Annotated in this window: 12 protein-coding genes; 6 read left to right on the top strand and 6 right to left on the bottom strand. The window is 65.2% G+C overall.

What is annotated here, in order from left to right:
• Positions 1-87: 87 nt before the first annotated feature.
• Together BDI24065_RS19810 and BDI24065_RS19805 are read right to left on the bottom strand one after the other, a co-directional pair.
• On the bottom strand, positions 88-1500 hold the full coding sequence (locus tag BDI24065_RS19810; RefSeq protein WP_175032690.1) for a lactate utilization protein B: 1413 nt from the start codon (positions 1498-1500) through the stop codon (positions 88-90).
• A 34-nt stretch (positions 1501-1534) separates the two neighbouring features.
• Positions 1535-2257 carry a (Fe-S)-binding protein gene (locus BDI24065_RS19805; protein ID WP_175032689.1) on the bottom strand — a complete coding sequence of 241 codons (723 nt, stop codon included), beginning with the start codon at positions 2255-2257 and terminating at the stop codon, positions 1535-1537.
• Between the two features lie 183 nt (positions 2258-2440).
• Here BDI24065_RS19805 and BDI24065_RS19800 point away from each other — a divergent pair, with 183 nt between their 5' ends.
• Positions 2441-3250, top strand: coding sequence for an IclR family transcriptional regulator (locus BDI24065_RS19800; RefSeq protein ID WP_034183553.1), 810 nt, complete (start codon positions 2441-2443; stop codon positions 3248-3250).
• A 93-nt stretch (positions 3251-3343) separates the two neighbouring features.
• Here BDI24065_RS19800 and pbpG read toward each other — a convergent pair whose 3' ends face one another.
• Positions 3344-4510, bottom strand: coding sequence for a D-alanyl-D-alanine endopeptidase (gene pbpG, locus BDI24065_RS19795; protein ID WP_175032688.1), 1167 nt, complete (start codon positions 4508-4510; stop codon positions 3344-3346).
• A gap of 653 nt (positions 4511-5163) precedes the next feature.
• Here pbpG and BDI24065_RS19790 point away from each other — a divergent pair.
• Positions 5164-5730, top strand: a complete 567-nt coding sequence (locus BDI24065_RS19790) for a phasin family protein (protein ID WP_174918823.1) — start codon at positions 5164-5166, stop codon at positions 5728-5730.
• Positions 5731-5932: 202 nt separating this feature from the next.
• Here the strand turns inward: BDI24065_RS19790 and lpdA are convergent, their stop codons facing one another.
• From lpdA to aceE, 3 genes are all read right to left on the bottom strand, one after another.
• Complete coding sequence (lpdA, locus tag BDI24065_RS19785) at positions 5933-7699, bottom strand: dihydrolipoyl dehydrogenase (protein WP_175032687.1); 1767 nt, start codon at positions 7697-7699, stop codon at positions 5933-5935.
• A gap of 277 nt (positions 7700-7976) precedes the next feature.
• A complete protein-coding gene (aceF, locus tag BDI24065_RS19780; RefSeq protein WP_175032686.1) occupies positions 7977-9623 on the bottom strand; it encodes a dihydrolipoyllysine-residue acetyltransferase in 1647 nt (548 codons plus the stop codon).
• A gap of 68 nt (positions 9624-9691) precedes the next feature.
• On the bottom strand, positions 9692-12388 hold the full coding sequence (gene aceE, locus BDI24065_RS19775) for a pyruvate dehydrogenase (acetyl-transferring), homodimeric type (protein WP_175032685.1): 2697 nt from the start codon (positions 12386-12388) through the stop codon (positions 9692-9694).
• A 273-nt stretch (positions 12389-12661) separates the two neighbouring features.
• Between aceE and fixL the strand changes: the two genes are divergently transcribed.
• From fixL to BDI24065_RS19755, 4 genes are all read left to right on the top strand, one after another.
• Positions 12662-15178, top strand: coding sequence for an oxygen sensor histidine kinase FixL (gene fixL, locus BDI24065_RS19770; protein WP_175032684.1), 2517 nt, complete (start codon positions 12662-12664; stop codon positions 15176-15178).
• On the top strand, positions 15175-15813 hold the full coding sequence (fixJ, locus tag BDI24065_RS19765) for an oxygen response regulator transcription factor FixJ (RefSeq protein WP_006493245.1): 639 nt from the start codon (positions 15175-15177) through the stop codon (positions 15811-15813). The genes fixL and fixJ overlap by 4 nt, the downstream gene beginning before the upstream one ends.
• Before the next feature lie 238 nt (positions 15814-16051).
• A complete protein-coding gene (gene folD, locus BDI24065_RS19760; protein WP_175032683.1) occupies positions 16052-16912 on the top strand; it encodes a bifunctional methylenetetrahydrofolate dehydrogenase/methenyltetrahydrofolate cyclohydrolase FolD in 861 nt (286 codons plus the stop codon).
• 238 nt (positions 16913-17150) lie between these two features.
• Positions 17151-19238, top strand: coding sequence for a M3 family metallopeptidase (locus BDI24065_RS19755; protein ID WP_175032682.1), 2088 nt, complete (start codon positions 17151-17153; stop codon positions 19236-19238).
• Positions 19239-19287 lie beyond the last annotated feature (49 nt).

Genomic DNA, 19287 nt, shown 5'->3' with positions numbered 1-19287 from the left:
GGGACTACAGACAGGATTCTATAGACCGCACCTATCGAGATAAATATACAAATAGCGAACGCACTGTTGCCGCCGGATGAACAGTCGTCAGCCGAGGTGGCTTTGCGACGCTGCGTACAGTTCGCGGAACGTGCGCCCGGTCGGTGTCGGCATGTCGCGCGTATCCATCCAGCCGCTCATCATCGGCAGGCGCCGCAGCGTGCCGCCGTTGCTGCCCAGCCGCTCGAGGATGCGCACCGCGAGCTTGGTCGTCAGCGCGTACAGCATCGGCCGGCGCGCGACGAAGCCCCATGCGGCGAGCGCCGCCCGCTCGCGCCACGGCCGCAAGTGCCGCTCGACCTGCTTCTCGCGCAGCGTGCGCAACAGGTGCGACAACGGAATCCCGGCCGGGCACACGCTGTCGCACTCCCCGCAGAGCGTCGCCGCCTGCGGCAGGTCGAGCGCGCGATCGAGCCCGACGTAGCTCGGCGTCAGCACGGACCCCATCGGCCCAGGGTAGACCCAGCCATACGCGTGGCCGCCGACCTTCTGGTAAACCGGACAATGGTTCATGCATGCGCCGCAGCGGATGCAGCGCAGCATCTCCTGGAATTCGCCGCCGATCAGCCCCGTGCGGCCGCCGTCCACGAGCACCACGTAGTTGTGCTCGGGGCCGTCCTCGTCTCCCGGCCCGCGCGGCCCGGTCAGCAGCGAGAAATAGTTCGACGTCTTCTGCCCCGTCGCGGAGCGCGGCAGCAGGCGCATCGCGGTCGCGAGATCCTCGAGCGTCGGCAGCACCTTCTCGATGCCCGTCACCGCCACATGCACGCGCGGCATCACCGTGCTCATGCCCTCGTTCCCTTCGTTCGTCACGATCGCCACCGAACCGGTCTCGGCGATCACGAAGTTGCCGCCCGTCACACCCATGTCGGCCGACATGAAATGCGGGCGCAGCACCTCGCGCGCCTCGCGCGTCATGTCCGGAATCTCGGTGAGCCGCTCGCGATGGTGCGTGCGCGCGAACAGGTCGGCGATCTCGTCCTTGTCCTTGTGCACGACGGGCGCAATGATGTGGCTCGGCGGCTCGTTGTCGTTGATCTGCAGGATGTACTCGCCGAGATCCGTCTCGATCGACTGCACGCCCATTTCCGCGAGCACCGCGTTCAGGCGCATTTCCTCCGACACCATCGACTTGGTCTTGATGACCTTCTTCACGTCGTGACGGCGCGCGATGTCGGCCACGAGCCGCGCGGCATCCGCGGTCGTTTCGGCGAACAGCACCGTCGTGCCGCGCCGCGTCGCCTCGCGCTCGAACGCCTCGAGCCACACGTCGAGGTTCTCCAGCGCGCGGTTGCGGCGGGCCTTCAGCGCGGCGCGCGTGGCCGGGAAGTCGATCGCGGTCATCGCGTCGGCGCGCGCGGACACGAACTTCGTCGACAGCTTCTTCAGGTTCTGCTGCAGGCGCTGGTCGGCCAGCTTCTGGCCGGCGCGCGCCTTGAAATGCATCGATTGGACTTGCATCGCGGTATCGGGGAAAAGTGAGCGGAACCGGGCGTCAGACGTCGCCCGCCAGCACCTGCGCGACGTGCAGCACGCGCGTGTCGCGGTCGCCGGTGCGGCGCAACCGCCCTTCGATGTTCAGCATGCAGCCGAGATCGCCGAGCACGACGGCGCCCGTACCGGACGCGCGCACGTTCGCGCATTTCTCGTCCGCGATGGCCGCCGAAATGTCGCCGTACTTGACCGCGAACGTGCCGCCGAAGCCGCAGCAGTGCTCGCAGTCCTTCATCTCGGTGACGGCGATGCCACGCTGCGCGAGCAGCGCGCGCGGCTGCGCCTTCACGCCGAGCTCGCGCAGGCCCGAGCACGAATCGTGGTAGGTGACGGGCCCCGGGAATTCGCCCGGCGCGAGCGACACCTTCGCGACGTTCGCCAGGAAATCGGTCAGTTCATAGACCTTCTGCTGGAACCGCGTGTAGCGCCCCATCAGTTCGGGGTCGTCGCGGAACAGGTCGCCGTAGTGCGCGCGGATCATCCCGCCGCAGGAGCCCGACGGCGCGACGACGTAATCGAACTGCTCGAACTCGCGCAGCGTCTTTTCCGCGAGATCGCGTGCGAGCGCGCGGTCGCCCGAGTTGTAGGCCGGCTGGCCGCAGCAAGTCTGCGCGGGCGGCACGATCACCTCGTAGCCGGCGTCGCGAATCAGCTTGAGCGCCGAAAAACCGATTTCGGGGCGCATCAGATCGACCAGGCAGGTCACGAACAAACCGACTCGCATACGTGCTCCTTCGAGAAAACGGCTCTCATTATCCGCCGTTTGGCCGGCAAGACCAACGCCGGCTCGCACGCAAGCCCGCACTGCGCGAAACGAGGGTTTCCTCGAACGGCGTTCGCTTTTTTCACGATACGAGATACAATCGTTGCAACACCGCTTGACGCGTCAACCGATTTCTCCCCCGACATGAGCCAACCCACCCCGGATTCAAAAACGTCGATCCAGGTGATCGAACGCATGATGCGGCTGCTGGACGCGCTCGCCGCGCACAGCGACCCTGTCAGCCTGAAGGAGCTTGCGCAGCGGACGGAGCTGCACCCGTCGACCGCGCACCGTATCCTCAACGACATGGTGACCTGCCGTCTCGTCGACCGCTCCGATCCCGGCACGTACCGCCTCGGCATGCGGCTGCTGGAGCTCGGCAACCTCGTGAAGGCGCGCCTGTCGGTACGCGACGCGGCGCTGATGCCGATGCGCGAACTGCACCGTCTCACCGGGCAGACCGTGAACCTGTCGGTGCGCCAGGGCGACGAAATCGTCTACATCGAGCGTGCGTATTCGGAACGCTCCGGGATGCAGGTCGTTCGTGCGATCGGCGGCCGTGCGCCGCTGCACCTCACGTCGGTCGGCAAGCTGTTCCTCGCGGCCGACGAAACGTCGCGCGTGCGTGCCTATGCGACGCGCACGGGGCTGTCCGGCCATACGCAGAACAGCATCACCGACATCGCGAAGCTCGAGCGCGAGCTGACGATCGTCCGCCAGCAATCGTGCGCACGCGACAACGAGGAGCTGGAGCTCGGCGTGCGCTGTATCGCGGCCGGCATCTACGACGATTCGGGCAAGCTCGTCGCGGGCCTGTCGCTGTCGGCACCGGCCGATCGCCTCCAGGATGCGTGGCTCGGCCAGTTGAGCCGGACGGCCCTCACCATTTCGGAATCGCTCGGCTACCGGCCGGCACCCGCGAAGGATGCGGACGGGCTGCAGCGGCAGGCGTAAGCCGCTCCCGCGCGCCCAATGAAAAAGCCCCGCGACTGCGGGGCTTTTTTTTCGGCCATCGGCGTGGCGGCGAACCGCCATGCCATCGTGCGATCAGGTCCCGCCGTTCGGCGTGTTGGCAGCCGTCAGGCGCTCGCCGCCGCCGGCATCGAGCCAGTTGCGCAGGCGCGCCGCATCGGCAAAGCGCGAATACTTGCCGAACGAATCAAGCAGCACCATCACCATCGGCTTGCCGTGGATCGTCGCCTGCATCACCAGGCACTCGCCTGCTTCGTTGATGAAGCCCGTCTTCTGCAGACCGATGTCCCACGAGCCGTTACCGCGGATCAGCGCGTTCGTGCTGTTGTAGACCAGGTTGCGCTTGCCGGTATAGACCTCGTAGGTGCGATCGGTCGAGAACTGACGAATCATCGGGTACTGGTACGCCGCATTGACCATCTTCACGAGGTCGCGCGCGCTCGACACGTTCGAGCTCGACAGACCCGTCGAATTCTCGAAGTGCGTGTCGGTCATGCCGAGCGACTTCGCCTTCGCGTTCATCGCGGCGATGAACGCCGGACGGCCACCAGGGTAGTAACGCGACAGCGCGGCGGCCGCACGGTTTTCCGACGCCATCAGCGCGATGTGCAGCATGTCTTCACGCGACAGCACCGAACCGACCGACAGGCGCGAGCCCGTGCCCTTCTCGTAGTCGCGGTCTTCGTCGGTGACTTCGATCTGGTCGGCCATCGGCGTCTTCGAGTCGAGCACGACCATCGCCGTCATCAGCTTCGAGATCGACGCGATCGGCACGACCGCGTGCGAATTCTTGTCGAACAGCGGCTCGCCCGAATTCTGGTCGACAACGTACGCGACGCTCGAACGCAGCGCGAGCGCGTCCGGCGTGTCGTGCAGGCCGAAAGCCTGGCCGACGGTCGGCCGGCGCGGCTGGAACGCGACCTTGCGGACTGCGCCGTGATGGCCGCCATGCACGTTCGACGCGAGCGTCACGCGCTTGCGCGAAGCCTTCGCGCGCGGCGCGTCTGCGGCCGCGACCTTGGCGGATTTGTCGGAGCTGGCCTTGGCCGACTTCTTCTTCGCGGACGAAGCAGGAGCGACAGCCTTTTTCTTGGCGGCTTGTTGGGTCTTCGCAGTGGCGGCAAAGGCGTCAGCAGGCGCGACGGACGCGGTGGTCGCCAGCAAGGCGACTGCGACCGACACAGCCGTGCCGAGCGTCATGCTCTGCAACAATCTGCGCGGTGAAAACGATTCGGCTTTCATTGGGGTCTGGACAAAGCGGGCGGGAGGTTTCCGCAAGTGTAGTTAAAGCTGAAAAAAAGAGCAATATTAGGCACTTACCGATCGTCGTTAAACCGGAATGTAAGGGTCGGCCAACCTCTGACCAATGAACCCTCCCGCCCCCATCGAAAAAACTCATGGGATGCGCTGCCCGACAGTACCCGTCTCCCGATTACACACGGTTAATTGAGATAACGTCACTTCGGAGGCGATTTAAAGCGGGGAAACTACGTATCCGGCGCTCGGGGTGCCAGGGGCGCCGGTCTCGGCCGTGGCGGCGGCACGTCGCCACGGTACGCGCATCGAAACGGCGCGTTTTCGACAGGAACAGAAGGATAACGTTCCACAGGCCTGTCAGGTTTACCTGTGCATGATCATGGTGCGCCGCGCCTGCCCCGCAGCCGTGCGCACCATGTGGGAACCGCGCCTGAAACCGATTCCGAACGACCACGATAACTCATTGTTTTATCGATAATTTGTCACGATTGTGCAACGCACAAAAAATACTTGACATCCATTTTCTCTGCCCTAAAATACGCTTCATTGCTGCGTTGCACAAAGCACGCACATCCGAGATTCCCCAGCGTAGTGCCCTTCACTCTGCGATCGACACGATCGCTTTTCAGGAGCTTGACATGTCCTTGCTGACCCCCGAGCAAATCGCCGCTGCACAGAAAGCCAACCTCGAAAGCCTGTTCGGTCTGACCGCCAAGGCGTTCGAAGGCGTCGAAAAGCTGATCGAACTGAACCTGCAAGTCGTGAAGTCGACGCTGGCAGAGGGCCAGGAAAACGCACAGCGCCTGCTGTCGGTGAAGGACGCGCAGGAACTGATCGCGCTGCAAGCCAGCCTGTCGCAGCCGGCCGCGGAAAAGGTCCTGTCGTACAGCCGCCACCTGTACGAAATCGCATCGTCGACGCAAGCCGAGTTCGCGAAGGTTGCAGAAGCGCAATTCGAAGAGCAGAACAAGAAGGTCCAGGCACTCGTCGACAACGTCGCGAAGAACGCCCCGGCCGGTTCGGAAACGGCTGTCGCCGCACTGAAGTCGGCACTGAACGCTGCGAACACCACGTACGAAACGGTTCAGAAGGCAGCGAAGCAAGCCGTCGAAATCGCTGAAACGAACTTCAACGCTGCTGCTGCCGTCGCAACGAAGGCTGCTACCGCCGCTGCTGCACGTCGTACGAGCAAGCCGGCCGCGTAAGCGTCCCCTGCTCCTGAAAGAGCCGCGCCCAGCGCGGCTTTTTCGTTTCTGGTGCCGAAACACGCTGAAACCGGCACATTGCCGGCCGTTCTCGAACGGTCGTTTGAGCATCGGCCGCAAATAAAAGAAAACGCCGCCGCCCGGATTGCCCGGGAGGCGGCGTTTTTTCGTGGCCGGCAGATTGCCGGCCGTGCCGGCTGCGTTACTTCTTGCGTTGCGGCGGCAGGTCCGTACAGACGCCTTCGTACAGCTCGGCGGCCATGCCGACCGATTCGCCGAGCGTCGGGTGCGGATGGATCGTCTTGCCGATGTCTTCCGCGTCCGCGCCCATCTCGACGGCGAGGCACACTTCGCTGATCAGGTCGCCCGCGTTCAGGCCGACGATGCCGCCACCGATCACGCGATGGGTTTCCTCGTCGAAGATCAGCTTCGTGAAGCCTTCGTCGCGGCCGTTCGCGATCGCGCGGCCCGAAGCGGCCCACGGGAACACGGCCTTGCCGTACTTGATGCCTTCGGCCTTGCACTGCTCTTCCGTCTTGCCGGCCCAGGCCACTTCCGGATCGGTGTAGGCCACCGACGGGATCTGCAGTGCATCGAAGTACGACTTCTCGCCGTGCGCGGCTTCCGCTGCGACGTGGCCTTCGTGCACGGCCTTGTGCGCGAGCATCGGCTGACCGACGATATCGCCGATCGCGAAGATGTGCGGAACGTTCGTGCGCATCTGCTTGTCGACGTCGATGAAGCCGCGATCCGTCACCGCCACACCGGCCTTGTCGGCACCGATCTTCTTGCCGTTCGGGCTGCGGCCCACCGCGACGAGCACGAGGTCATAGCGCTGCGGCTCCGCCGGCGCCTTCTCACCCTCGAACGTCACGTAGATGCCGTCTTCCTTCGCTTCCGCGCCGACCGTCTTGGTCTTCAGCATCACGTTGCCGAAGCGCTTCGCGTTGTACTTTTCCCAGACCTTGACGAGATCGCGGTCCGCGCCGTTCATCAGCACATCGAGCATTTCGACGACGTCGATCTCGGCGCCGAGCGTCGAGTAGACCGTCGCCATTTCGAGGCCGATGATGCCGCCGCCGATCACGAGCATCCGCTTCGGCTGCTGGCGCAGTTCGAGCGCGCCGGTCGAATCGACGATGCGCGGGTCTTCCGGCAGGAACGGCAGCTTCACCGATTGCGAACCGGCCGCGATGATCGCCTGCTTGAAGCGGACGACCTTCTTGCCGTTTTCGCCCTGCACTTCCATGTGATACGGATCGACGAACGTGCCGACGCCGGTGACGACTTCGACCTTGCGTGCCTTCGCCATGCCGGCGAGGCCCGTCGTCAGTTTCTTGACGACGCCCGACTTGAAGTCGCGCAGCTTGTCGAGATCGACTTCCGGCTTGCCGAACGTGATGCCGTGCGACGCGAGCGCCGCGGCTTCTTCGACGACGAGCGACGTATGCAGCAGCGCTTTCGACGGGATGCAGCCCACGTTCAGGCACACGCCGCCGAGCGTCGAGTAGCGTTCGACCAGCACGGTCTTCATGCCGAGGTCGGCAGCGCGGAACGCGGCCGAGTAGCCGCCGGGGCCGGCGCCGAGCACGAGCATGTCGCATTCGATGTCGGCGGCACCTGCGTAGCTGCCCGCTTGCGGCGCGGGTGCCGGAGCGGCGGCGGCCGGTGCCGGCGCAGCTGCTGCGGGCTTGGCCGGTTCCGCTGCTTTCGCGGGAGCGGCGGCGCCTGCTGCGGCTTCGACGATGGCGATGACGGTGCCTTGCGAGACTTTCTCGCCGGCTTTGACCTTGATTTCCTTGACGGTGCCGGCGACGTCGCTGGGCACTTCCATGGAGGCCTTATCGGATTCGAGCGTGATGAGCGTCTGCTCTTTTTCGATCACGTCGCCGGGTTTGACGTTGACTTCGATGACATCGACGCCGCTGAAATCGCCGATATCCGGAACCTTGACTTCGATGAGACTCATTACTGTCCCCTTCTTGATTAGCTGCAGACAGAGGGGGAGAAACCCGCAAAAGAACCCGAGACTACGGCCTGACAAGAAAACGCGACCTTGGGCAGCACCACCTTTGCCGTCCGCCCAAGGACGCGCCTTTCTTTTGGTTACTTTTCTTTGGAAGACAAAGAAAAGTGACCGCCGCCCCGCGCAGGGGCGACGCTAATAGACCGTTAGCGAAACAGGTTCAACGACAGGGCGCGGATAACAAACAAAAAACCCACGCCCCCGCGAGCTCCCCCGCTCATCAAAGAATGATGCGACGGAAATCGGCGAGCAACGCGCCGAGATACGCATTGAACCGCGCGGCTTCCGCGCCATCGATCACGCGATGGTCATACGACAGCGACAGCGGCAGCGTCAGGCGCGGCACGAACTGCTTGCCGTCCCACACCGGCTTCATCTGGCCGCGCGACAACCCGAGGATCGCCACTTCCGGCGCGTTGATGATCGGCGTGAAGTTCGTGCCGCCGATCCCGCCGAGCGACGAGATCGAGAAGCAGCCGCCCTGCATCTGGTCCGGCTTCAGCTTGCCGTCGCGTGCGGCCTTCGACAGCTCGGCCATTTCCTTCGCGATATCGACGAGACCCTTCTTGTCCGCATCGCGGATCACCGGCACGACGAGACCGTTCGGCGTGTCCGCGGCAAAACCGACGTGGTAGTACTGCTTGAACACCAGGTTGTCGCCGTCGAGGCTCGCGTTGAAGGTCGGGAATTTCTTCAGCGCAGCAACGACCGCCTTGATCACGAACGCGAGCATCGTGAACTTCACGCCTGCCTTTTCGTGTTCCTTGTTCAGCTGCACGCGCAGTGCTTCGAGCTCGGTGATGTCCGCTTCGTCGTTGTTCGTGACGTGCGGGATCATCACCCAGTTGCGATGCAGGTTCGCGCCCGAGATCTTCTTGATGCGCGACAGCGGCTTCGCCTCGAACGGGCCGAACTTCGAGAAGTCGACCTTCGGCCACGGCAGCAGGTTCAGCTCGCCGCCGCCTGCCGGCGCGGCTGCCGCGGCCGGTGCTGCGCGCTGGCCGGTCATCACGCCCTTCACGAAGCCCGTGACGTCTTCCTTCGTAATACGGCCCTTCGGACCCGAACCCTGCACGCGTGCAACTTCGACGCCGAGTTCGCGCGCGAACTTGCGCACCGACGGCGATGCGTGGCTGGCGCGGTATTCGCCCGACGCGGCGGCCGGAGCCGGCGCAGCAGCAGCCGGTGCCGGTGCGGCCTGCGCGGGTGCGGCGGCAGGTGCCGGCGCCGGGGCGGCAGCGGCCGGAGCCGGTGCGCTCGCCTGCGGTGCGGCAGCCGTGGCGCCTGCGGCTTCGAGCAGCACGATCAGCGTGCCTTCCGACACCGAATCGCCCACCTTCACCTTGATATCCTTCACGACGCCGGCGGCCGGGCTCGGCACGTCCATCGTCGCCTTGTCCGACTCGAGCGTGACGAGCGACTGCTCCTTCTCGACCGTGTCGCCGACCTTCACGCCGATCTCGATCACCGGCACGTCCTTGTAGTCGCCGATGTCGGGGACCTTCACTTCGAGCGTGCCGCCGGCTGCAGCCGGTGCGGCCGCCGGTGCCGCAGCAGCCGGGGCCGGCGCTGCCGCCGGAGCCGGAGCAGCAGCGGGCGCGGCCGCGCCGTTCGCCTGCGCCGCGGCGCCGCCTTCGAGCAGGATGATCAGCGAGCCTTCCGACACGGAATCGCCCACCTTGACCTTGATTTCCTTCACGACGCCGCCGACCGGGCTCGGCACGTCCATCGTTGCCTTGTCCGACTCGAGCGTGACGAGCGACTGCTCGGGTTCGACGGTATCGCCGACCTTCACGCCGATCTCGATCACCGGCACATCCTTGTAATCGCCGATATCCGGCACCTTCACTTCGATCGCTTGACTCATCTGTTTCTGTCTCCATGGCCGCGCGCGCTCCTCGCGGAAGCGGCGCGCGGCATCACACGGCGTGTGCGTTAAACGGTCATCGGGTTGGGCTTCGACGGATCGAGGTTGTACTTGGCGATCGCGTCAGCGACCACCTTGCGCTCGATCGTGCCTTCGTCGGCCAGCGCGTTGAGCGCGGCGACGGTGACCCAATGACGGTCGACCTCGAAGAAGTGACGCAGCTTCTCGCGGGTATCCGAGCGGCCGAAGCCGTCCGTGCCCAGCACGACGAAGCGGCGATCGATCTGGCCACGGATCTGGTCGACCAGCGCACGGACGTAGTCGGTCGATGCGATGACCGGGCCCTGCGTGTCCTTCAGGCACTTCTGCACGTGCGACAGACGACGCTCTTCGGTCGGATGGAGCAGGTTCCAGCGTTCGACCTGGTGGCCTTCACGCGCGAGCTCGGTGAAGCTCGGCACGCTCCACAGGTCGGCGGCGACGCCCCAGTCGTTCTTCAGCAGGTCGGCGGCAGCGATCACTTCGTTGAAGATCGTGCCCGCGCCGAGCAGTTGAACGCGCGGCGCCTTCTTGTCGGCGTCGGCCTTCTTGAACGCGTACATGCCCTTGATGATGTCGGCTGCCACGTGCTCGCCCTGCGGAATCGCCGGGTGCTCGTAGTTCTCGTTCATCACCGTGATGTAGTAGTACACGTCTTCCTGGTCCGCCACCATGCGGCGCAGGCCGTCCTGGACGATCACCGCGAGTTCATAGCCGAACGTCGGGTCGTAGCTCACGCAGTTCGGCACCGATGCCGCCCACAGGAGCGAGTGGCCGTCTTCGTGCTGCAGGCCTTCGCCGTTCAGCGTCGTGCGGCCCGCGGTACCGCCGAGCAGGAAGCCGCGCGAACGCATGTCGCCCGCGGCCCATGCCAGGTCGCCGATCCGCTGGAAGCCGAACATCGAATAGAAGATGTAGAACGGCACCATGATCTCGCCGTGCGTCGAGTACGACGTCGCCGCAGCGATCCAGTCGCACATGCCGCCCGCTTCGTTGATGCCTTCCTGCAGGATCTGGCCGGTTTCCGATTCCTTGTAGAACATCAGCTGGTCGGAATCTTCCGGCACGTACTTCTGGCCTTCCTGGTTCCAGATACCGATCTGGCGGAACAGGCCTTCCATGCCGAACGTACGCGATTCGTCCGGGACGATCGGCACGATGCGCTTGCCCAGCGCCTTGTCCTTCAGCAGGATGTTCAGGATCCGCACGAACGACATCGTCGTCGAGATCTCGCGGCCTTCGCCCGTGCCCTTCAGCAGCGGCTCGAACACGTCGAGCGCCGGCACCGGCAGCGACGTCGCCTTCTCGCGGCGATGCGGCAGGTAGCCGCCGAGGTCCATGCGCTTCTGGCGCATGTATTCGAGTTCCTTCGAGCCTTCCTCGAACTTCAGGTACGGCACGTCGGCGATCTGCTCGTCGGTGATCGGCAGGCGGAACTGGTCACGGAACTTCTTCAGTTGCTCGACCGGCAGCTTCTTCTGCTGGTGCGTGATGTTCATCGCCTGGCCCGACTCGCCCATCCCGTAGCCCTTGATGGTCTTCGCGAGGATGACGGTCGGCGCGCCCTTCGTGTTGGTGGCTTCTTGGAACGCCGCGTAGATCTTGTGCGGATCGTGGCCGCCGCGGTTCAGCGCCCAGATGTCGTCGTCCGACCAGTCGGCGACGAGCGCCTTCAGTTCAGGCGTGTTGAAGAAGTGCTCGCGCACGAACGCGCCCGACTCCGACTTGTACGTCTGGTATTCGCCGTCGACGGCTTCCATCATGCGGCGCATCAGCGCGCCCGACTTGTCGCGTGCGAACAGCGCATCCCAGCGGCTGCCCCAGATGACCTTGATCACGTTCCAGCCGGCACCGCGGAACTCCGATTCGAGTTCCTGGATGATCTTGCCGTTGCCGCGCACCGGGCCGTCGAGACGCTGCAGGTTGCAGTTGATCACGAACACGAGGTTGTCGAGCTTCTCGCGGCTCGCCATCCCGATCGCGCCGAGCGATTCCGGCTCGTCCGTCTCACCGTCGCCGAGGAATGCCCACACCTTGCGGCCTTCCGTCTTCGTGATGCCGCGCGCCTGCAGGTACTTCATGAAGCGCGCCTGGTAGATCGCCATGATCGGGCCGAGACCCATCGACACGGTCGGGAACTGCCAGAAGTCCGGCATCAGCCACGGGTGCGGGTACGACGAAATGCCCTGGCCGTCGACTTCCTGGCGGAAGTTGTCGAGCTGCTCTTCCTTCAGGCGGCCGAGCAGGAACGCGCGCGAGTACACGCCCGGCGACGAGTGGCCCTGCACGAACACGAGATCGCCGCCGTGCTGCTCCGACGCTGCGTGCCAGAAGTGGTTGTAGCCGACGTCATAGAGCGTCGCGGCCGATGCGAACGATGCGATGTGGCCGCCGACGTTCGTGTCCTTGCCTGCGCGCAGCACCATCGCCAGCGCGTTCCAGCGCGTGTACGAACGGATGCGGTGCTCGAGATCCTGGTCGCCCGGGATCTTCGCCTGTGCGGCGACCGGGATCGTGTTGATGTACGGGGTATTGGCGGAGAACGGCAGGTGCTCGCCGTGCATGCGGGCGAACTCGATCTGCTTTTCGATCAGGTAATGCGCGCGGCCGGTGCCCACGGAGGAGATCACGCCATCGAGCGACTCCAGCCACTCGACGGTTTCTTGCGGGTCGTCGTCACGTTCGGCGGCGACATATTTCATCACTTCGTTCGGTACAGCGGACATTCTCGTCTCCTGGGTCCTGGAATGTGAGGATCGCTCTCGTGCAGACGACGCGACGCGACCGGCTGCGGGCAAGCTCCGACGGATTGTAATGAGCGTGCGCGGGCCTGCGCAACAAAATTTTCGAATTGTGAGATCTTTTCTCGCAATATGAAATATTGCTGCGCTGCACCCATATTTCGGGGCTCTCCGGCGCGTCTCGGCTGAACAAATCCGTTTCCGTTCAACATATCCGGTATAGGTTTTCCATGTATTGCGCTGCGCTACAATTCTCCAATGTTGACCGATCGGCTTTTCGCACGCTCGGCGCGACCGTCGGGCCCGCCGGCGGAGTCGCAGCCGTCCCGTTGGCACCACGGACCGTGGTGGTCCAATTCCTATTTGCTGACGCCCCTGCTGTCGATCCTCGTGTTCCTGGTGGTGATGAGCCTCATCCTGTGGAGCCTCAATCGCCGCGAACAGCAGCAGCAGGAAGACACCCTCTTCCGTAACGTCGCGTGGGCGCAGCAGCAGATCCGCCTGTCGATGACGGGTGCGCAGGAACAGCTCCAGGCGCTGTCGCGCGATCTCGCATCCGGCCGCCTCGACCAGAACGCGTTCCAGATGGCCGTCGCGGACGTGATGCAAACGCATCCGGAAATCCTTTATCTGAACTGGTACACGTCGCCCGGCGTGCAGCGCTGGCCGACCGTGCATCCGCCGCTGCTCGGCCAGCGGCTCGCGAAGCCCGGCGACGCGCAGATGCAGGACGCGGTGCGCGGCGCCTACGACGAGGCGCGCAGCACGCGCCGCCAGGCCTATTCGCCGCTGATCTACGACGACTTCGGCAACGGCTTCATCACGCTGCAGACACCGGTGATGCGCGGCGACCGCGAGTACCTCGGCTCGATCGCCGCGGTGTTCTCGGTCGAAGGCATCCTGAAGCACGACATTCCGCAGGAACTGTCGTCGAAGTACAAGATCTCGATCACCGACGCGAACAACCGCGAGCTGTCGTCCACGTCGACGCGCCCGCGCCTGCCGCGCGACTCGCACTACGACCTGCCGCTCGACCCGCCCGGCCAGGGGCTGACCGTGCGCGTGTACGCATTCCCGCAGCTCACGAACCTGACCAACAACACGCTGGTGTGGCTCGTCGCGGGCCTGTCGTGCTTCGTGCTGTGGAGCCTCTGGAGCCTGTGGAAGCACACGCGCCAGCGCTTCGAAGCTCAGCAGGCGCTGTACGCGGAAGCATTCTTCCGCCGCGCGATGGAAAACTCGGTGCTGATCGGCATGCGCGTGCTCGACATGCACGGCCGCATCACGCACGTGAACCCCGCGTTCTGCCGGATGACGGGCTGGGACGAAACCGACCTCGTCGGCAAGGTCGCGCCGTTCCCGTACTGGCCGCGCGACGCGTACCCGGAAATGCAGCGCCAGCTCGACATGACGCTGCGCGGCAAGGCGCCGAGCTCGGGCTTCGAGCTGCGCGTGCGGCGCAAGAACGGCACGCTGTTTCATGCGCGCCTGTACGTGTCGCCGCTGATCGACAGCTCGGGCCGCCAGACCGGCTGGATGTCGTCGATGACCGACATCACCGAGCCGAAACGTGCGCGCGAGGAACTCGCGGCCGCGCACGAGCGCTTCACGACGGTGCTCGAAAGCCTCGACGCCGCGGTGTCGGTGCTGGCCGCCGACGAAGCCGAGCTGCTGTTCGCGAACCGCTACTACCGCCACCTGTTCGGCATTCGTCCGGACGGCCATCTCGAGCTGTCGGGCGGCGGCTTCGACCGCGCGCAGGCATCGTCCGACTCGATCGACATGGTCGACGCGTTCGCGGGCCTGCCGGCCGCCGCGCTGACGAGCAGCACCGCCGATGCGCAGGAGGTGTACGTCGAGAGCATCCAGAAGTGGTTCGAGGTGCGCCGCCAGTACATCCAGTGGGTGGACGGCCACCTTGCGCAGATGCAGATCGCGACCGACATCACGACCCGCAAGAAGGCACAGGAACTCGCGCACCAGCAGGAGGAGAAGCTGCAGTTCACGAGCAGATTGATGACGATGGGTGAAATGGCGTCGTCGATTGCTCACGAATTGAATCAGCCGCTCGCCGCGATCAACAACTACTGCTCGGGCACGCTCGCGCTCGTGAAGAGCGGCCGCGGCACGCCGGAGACGCTGCAGCCCGCGCTGGAAAAGACCGCGCAGCAGGCGCTGCGCGCCGGGATGATCGTCAAGCGGATCCGCGAATTCGTGAAGCGCAGCGAGCCGAAGCGCCAGCCGGCGCGGGTTGCGGACATCGTCGCCGACGCGGTCGGGCTCGCCGAAATCGAGGCCAGGAAGCGCAGGATCCGGATCGTCACGGAAATCCTCGCAAGAATGCCTATTATTTATGTCGACCCCGTGCTGATCGAGCAGGTGCTCGTGAACCTGATGAAGAACGCGGCCGAAGCAATGGCCGACGTGAAGCCGGTGTCGGCGGACGGCGTGATCCGCGTCGTCGCCGACATCGAGGCGGGCTTCGTCGACATCCGCGTGATCGACCAGGGCCCGGGCGTCGACGAAGCGACCGCCGAGCGCCTGTTTGAACCGTTTTACAGCACCAAGTCCGATGGCATGGGCATGGGGCTGAACATCTGCCGTTCGATCATCGAATCGCATCGGGGGCGTCTGTGGGTGGTCAACAACGTCGAGCCGGATGGCCGCATTTCCGGCGCGACGTTCCACTGCAGCCTGCCCATTGGGGAACCCGCTGATCTCGGCCAAGGGGGGCGCGAGGCATCGGCATCACATACCGTTACGGGAGAACTATGAATAGCCCTGTCACCACCACTCAGGAAACCGTCTTTGTCGTTGACGACGACGAGGCCGTACGGGACTCGCTGCGCTGGCTGCTGGAGGCGAACGGCTATCGCGTGCAATGCTTCTCGAGCGCCGAGCAGTTCCTCGATGCCTACCAGCCTGCGCAGCAGGCCGGCCAGATCGCGTGCCTGATCCTCGACGTACGGATGTCGGGCATGAGCGGCCTCGAACTGCAGGAGCGCCTGATTGCCGACAATGCCGCGCTGCCGATCATCTTCGTCACGGGTCACGGCGATGTGCCGATGGCCGTCTCGACGATGAAAAAGGGTGCGATGGACTTTATCGAGAAACCGTTCGACGAAGCCGAGCTGCGCAAGCTCGTCGAGCGGATGCTCGACAAGGCCCGAAGCGAAAGCAAGAGCGTCCAGGAACAGCGTGCCGCGAGCGAACGCCTGTCGAAGCTGACCGCGCGCGAGCAGCAGGTGCTCGAACGGATTATCGCGGGCCGCCTGAACAAGCAGATCGCCGACGATCTCGGCATCAGCATCAAGACGGTCGAAGCGCACCGCGCGAACATCATGGAAAAGCTCAACGTCAACACGGTGGCCGACCTGCTGCGCCTCGCGCTGTCGAAGAAACAGGCCTGAGCGGGCGCCGGCCGCGGCGGCACTGCCCGCCCGGCCCGCAGCCAGCCCCAGCCGCCCCGCGCGATGCGGCCCACTCGCGCGGCGGCGGCCGTTCTCCCGGCGCACGCGCGCCGCGGCCATGACGCTTCCTGCTTATTCGCTGTCGGACGGCAGCAGGCGAACGGTATAATCGCGTGCTTTGCTGCGGCGCTTCGGGCGCCGCACGACCGCATTCCAACTTCCCGGCAGGACCACCACCATGACAGCCCTCCTCATCGACGGCAACGCCCTTTCGAAGACCCTGCGCGCCCAGGCCGCCGAACGCGCCGCCGCCCTGACCGCACGCGGCCACCAGCCCGGTCTCGCGGTGATCCTCGTCGGCGCCAACCCGGCGAGCGAAGTCTACGTGCGCAACAAGATCAAGGCGTGCGAGGACAACGGCTTCTTCTCGCTGAAGGATGCGTACCCGGACACGCTGTCGGAAGCCGACCTGCTCGCGCGCATCGACGAACTGAACCGCGACCCGAAGATCCACGGCATCCTCGTCCAGCTGCCGCTGCCCAAGCACATCGACAGCCACAAGGTGATCGAGGCAATCGCACCGGAGAAGGACGTCGACGGCTTCCACATCGCGAACGCCGGCGCACTGATGACCGGCAAGCCGCTGTTCCGCCCGTGCACGCCGTACGGCGTGATGAAGATGTTCGACGCACACGACATCCCGCTGCAGGGCGCGAACGCGGTCGTGATCGGCCGCTCGAACATCGTCGGCAAGCCGATGGCGATGATGCTGCTCGACGCCGGCGCGACCGTGACGATCTGCCACAGCAAGACGCGTGACCTCGCCGCGCACACGCGGCAGGCCGACATCGTGGTCGCCGCGGTCGGCAAGCGCAACATCCTGACCGCCGACATGGTGAAGCCCGGCGCGACGGTGATCGACGTCGGCATGAACCGCGACGACGCGGGCAAGCTGTGCGGCGACGTCGATTTCGCGGGCGTGAAGGAAGTGGCCGGCCACATCACGCCGGTGCCGGGCGGTGTCGGCCCGATGACCATCACGATGCTGCTGATCAACACGATCGAAGCCGCCGAGCGCGCCGCCGACGCGGCCGCCTGACCCCCTGCCCGCTCAGCCGGCGTGCGGTTCCGCGCGCCGGCGCCTCGCCTGCCGCATCGTATCGGCCGCGCCGCCCGACGCCTCCCTCCCGCATTCGACCCCGCGTCAATCGCGTCGTTAGAAACTAACGATTGGAAAGCGCACGATGCGCCCCAATAATGTCGATATCGGGCGCCGCGTTGCCTTGCGCGCCTTACCCTTTTCACTCCGGTTCCTCCGGCAACAGACAGGGAGTCTTATGTCCGCCAGCGCCAACACCAATCCGCTTCTCGATTTCTCGGGCCTGCCCCGCTTCGGCGAGATCCGCCCGGAACACGTGACGCCCGCGCTCGACACGCTGCTCGATGCCGCCAACCGCGCGGTCGAGACGGCAAGCGCGGCCGCGACGCCGGCAACCTGGGCAGACATCGTCGAGACGGTCGAGCACGCGACGGAGCCGCTCGGTCGCGCCTGGGGCATCGTCGGCCACCTGAATGCAGTCGCCGATACGCCCGAACTGCGGGCGGCCTACGGCGAAAACCTGCCGCGCGTGACCGAATTCTGGTCGAGCGTCGGCCAGAACCTCGCGCTGTACGAGAAGTACAAGGCCATCGCCGCGAGCGCCGAATACGCGACGCTGTCCGTCGAACGCAAGAAGATCCTCGACAACGCGCTGCGCGATTTCCGCCTGTCGGGCGCCGAGCTGCCCGAGGATCAGAAGCCGCGCTTCGCCGAACTGCAGGAACAGCAGGCCGCGCTGTCGAAGGCGTTCTCCGATCACGTGCTCGATGCGACCAACGCGTACGCGTACATCGTGCAGGACGAGGCCGAACTGGCCGGCCTGCCCGGCGACGCGATCGAGGCCGCCCGTGAAGCCGCGCAAAAGGATGCGAAGGAAGGCTGGAAATTCACGCTGCACTTCCCGTCGTACTTCCCGGTGCTGCAGTACGCCGACAACCGCGCACTGCGCGAGACACTCTACCGCGCCTATGCGACGCGCGCGTCGGAACTCGGGCCGCAGTACGGCGACGGCAAGGCCGAATGGGACAACACGGCGATCGTCGCCGATGCGCTGAAGCTGCGCCGCGAAGAGGCGCTGATGCTGGGCTACCGCAACTTCGCCGAAGTGTCGCTCGCGCCGAAGATGGCCGAATCGCCGCAGCAGGTGATCGCGTTCCTAGAGGATCTCGCGACGCGCGCCCGCCCGCACGCGGACAAGGACTGGGACGAGCTGCGCACGTTCGCCGCGAAGGAACTCGGCCTCGCCGAACTCGCGCCGTGGGACGTCGCGTACGCAGCCGAGAAGCTGCGCCAGCAGCGCTACGCATTCTCGGAAAACGAGGTCAAGCAGTACTTCCCGGAACCGGCCGCGCTGAAGGGCCTGTTCACCGTCACCGAGACGCTGTTCGGCGTGCAGATCAAACCGGACGACGCGCCGGTGTGGCATAAGGACGTGCGTTTCTTCCGCGTCGAGAACCGCGACGGCTCGCTCGTCGCGCAGTTCTACCTCGACCTGTACGCGCGCGAAGGCAAGCGTGGTGGCGCGTGGATGGACGACGCGCGTTCGCGCGCGAAGCGTGGCAGCACCGTGCAAACGCCGGTCGCCTATCTCACCTGCAACTTCTCGGCGCCGGTCGGCGGCAAGCCCGCGTGCTTCACGCACGACGAAGTCATCACGCTGTTCCATGAATTCGGCCACGGGCTGCATCACATGCTCACGCGCGTCGACGAGCTCGGCGTGTCGGGCATCAACGGCGTCGAATGGGATGCCGTCGAGCTGCCGTCGCAGTTCATGGAAAACTTCTGCTGGGAATGGGACGTGCTGTCGTCGATGTCGTCGCACGTCGACACGGGCGCCGCGCTGCCGCGCGAGCTGTTCGACAAGATGATCGCCGCGAAGAATTTCCAGAGCGGGCTCGGCACGCTGCGCCAGATCGTGTTCTCGATGTTCGACATGCTGCTGCACGTCGACTTCGATCCGGCGGGCGCCACCGGCGTGACCGCATTCGCGCGCGAGATCAACGAGCGCTATCACGTGATCCCGCAAGCCGCGTTCTCGCGCTGGCCGAACACGTTCAGCCACATCTTCGCGGGCGGCTACGCGGCCGGCTACTACAGCTACAAGTGGGCCGAAGTGCTGTCGGCTGACGCATACGCAGCGTTCGAGGAAGCGGCTGCCGAGAGCGGCAGCGTGCTCGACGCGGCGACCGGCACGCGCTATCGACGTGAAATCCTCGAGGTCGGCGGCAGCCGCCCGGCGATGGATTCGTTCAAGGCGTTCCGCGGCCGCGAACCGCAGATCGATGCGCTGCTGCGCCACAACGGGATGGCTGCGCCCACGCACTGAGCGCGCTGCCGGCCCTTTCGGCTGCATGGAAAAAGGCACCGCTTCGGCG

The organism is Burkholderia lata (genome assembly GCF_902499025.1).
GTDB lineage: Bacteria > Pseudomonadota > Gammaproteobacteria > Burkholderiales > Burkholderiaceae > Burkholderia > Burkholderia lata_C.
This window is presented reverse-complemented; position numbering and strand designations above follow the sequence as displayed.

Coding starts and splice junctions, on each gene's coding strand:
- BDI24065_RS19810 (WP_175032690.1), bottom strand. CDS start 1,500: ATGCAAGTCCAATCGATGCATTTCAAGGCGCGCGCCGGCCAGAAGCTG.
- BDI24065_RS19805 (WP_175032689.1), bottom strand. CDS start 2,257: ATGCGAGTCGGTTTGTTCGTGACCTGCCTGGTCGATCTGATGCGCCCC.
- BDI24065_RS19800 (WP_034183553.1), top strand. CDS start 2,441: ATGAGCCAACCCACCCCGGATTCAAAAACGTCGATCCAGGTGATCGAA.
- pbpG (WP_175032688.1), bottom strand. CDS start 4,510: ATGAAAGCCGAATCGTTTTCACCGCGCAGATTGTTGCAGAGCATGACG.
- BDI24065_RS19790 (WP_174918823.1), top strand. CDS start 5,164: ATGTCCTTGCTGACCCCCGAGCAAATCGCCGCTGCACAGAAAGCCAAC.
- lpdA (WP_175032687.1), bottom strand. CDS start 7,699: ATGAGTCTCATCGAAGTCAAGGTTCCGGATATCGGCGATTTCAGCGGC.
- aceF (WP_175032686.1), bottom strand. CDS start 9,623: ATGAGTCAAGCGATCGAAGTGAAGGTGCCGGATATCGGCGATTACAAG.
- aceE (WP_175032685.1), bottom strand. CDS start 12,388: ATGTCCGCTGTACCGAACGAAGTGATGAAATATGTCGCCGCCGAACGT.
- fixL (WP_175032684.1), top strand. CDS start 12,662: ATGTTGACCGATCGGCTTTTCGCACGCTCGGCGCGACCGTCGGGCCCG.
- fixJ (WP_006493245.1), top strand. CDS start 15,175: ATGAATAGCCCTGTCACCACCACTCAGGAAACCGTCTTTGTCGTTGAC.
- folD (WP_175032683.1), top strand. CDS start 16,052: ATGACAGCCCTCCTCATCGACGGCAACGCCCTTTCGAAGACCCTGCGC.
- BDI24065_RS19755 (WP_175032682.1), top strand. CDS start 17,151: ATGTCCGCCAGCGCCAACACCAATCCGCTTCTCGATTTCTCGGGCCTG.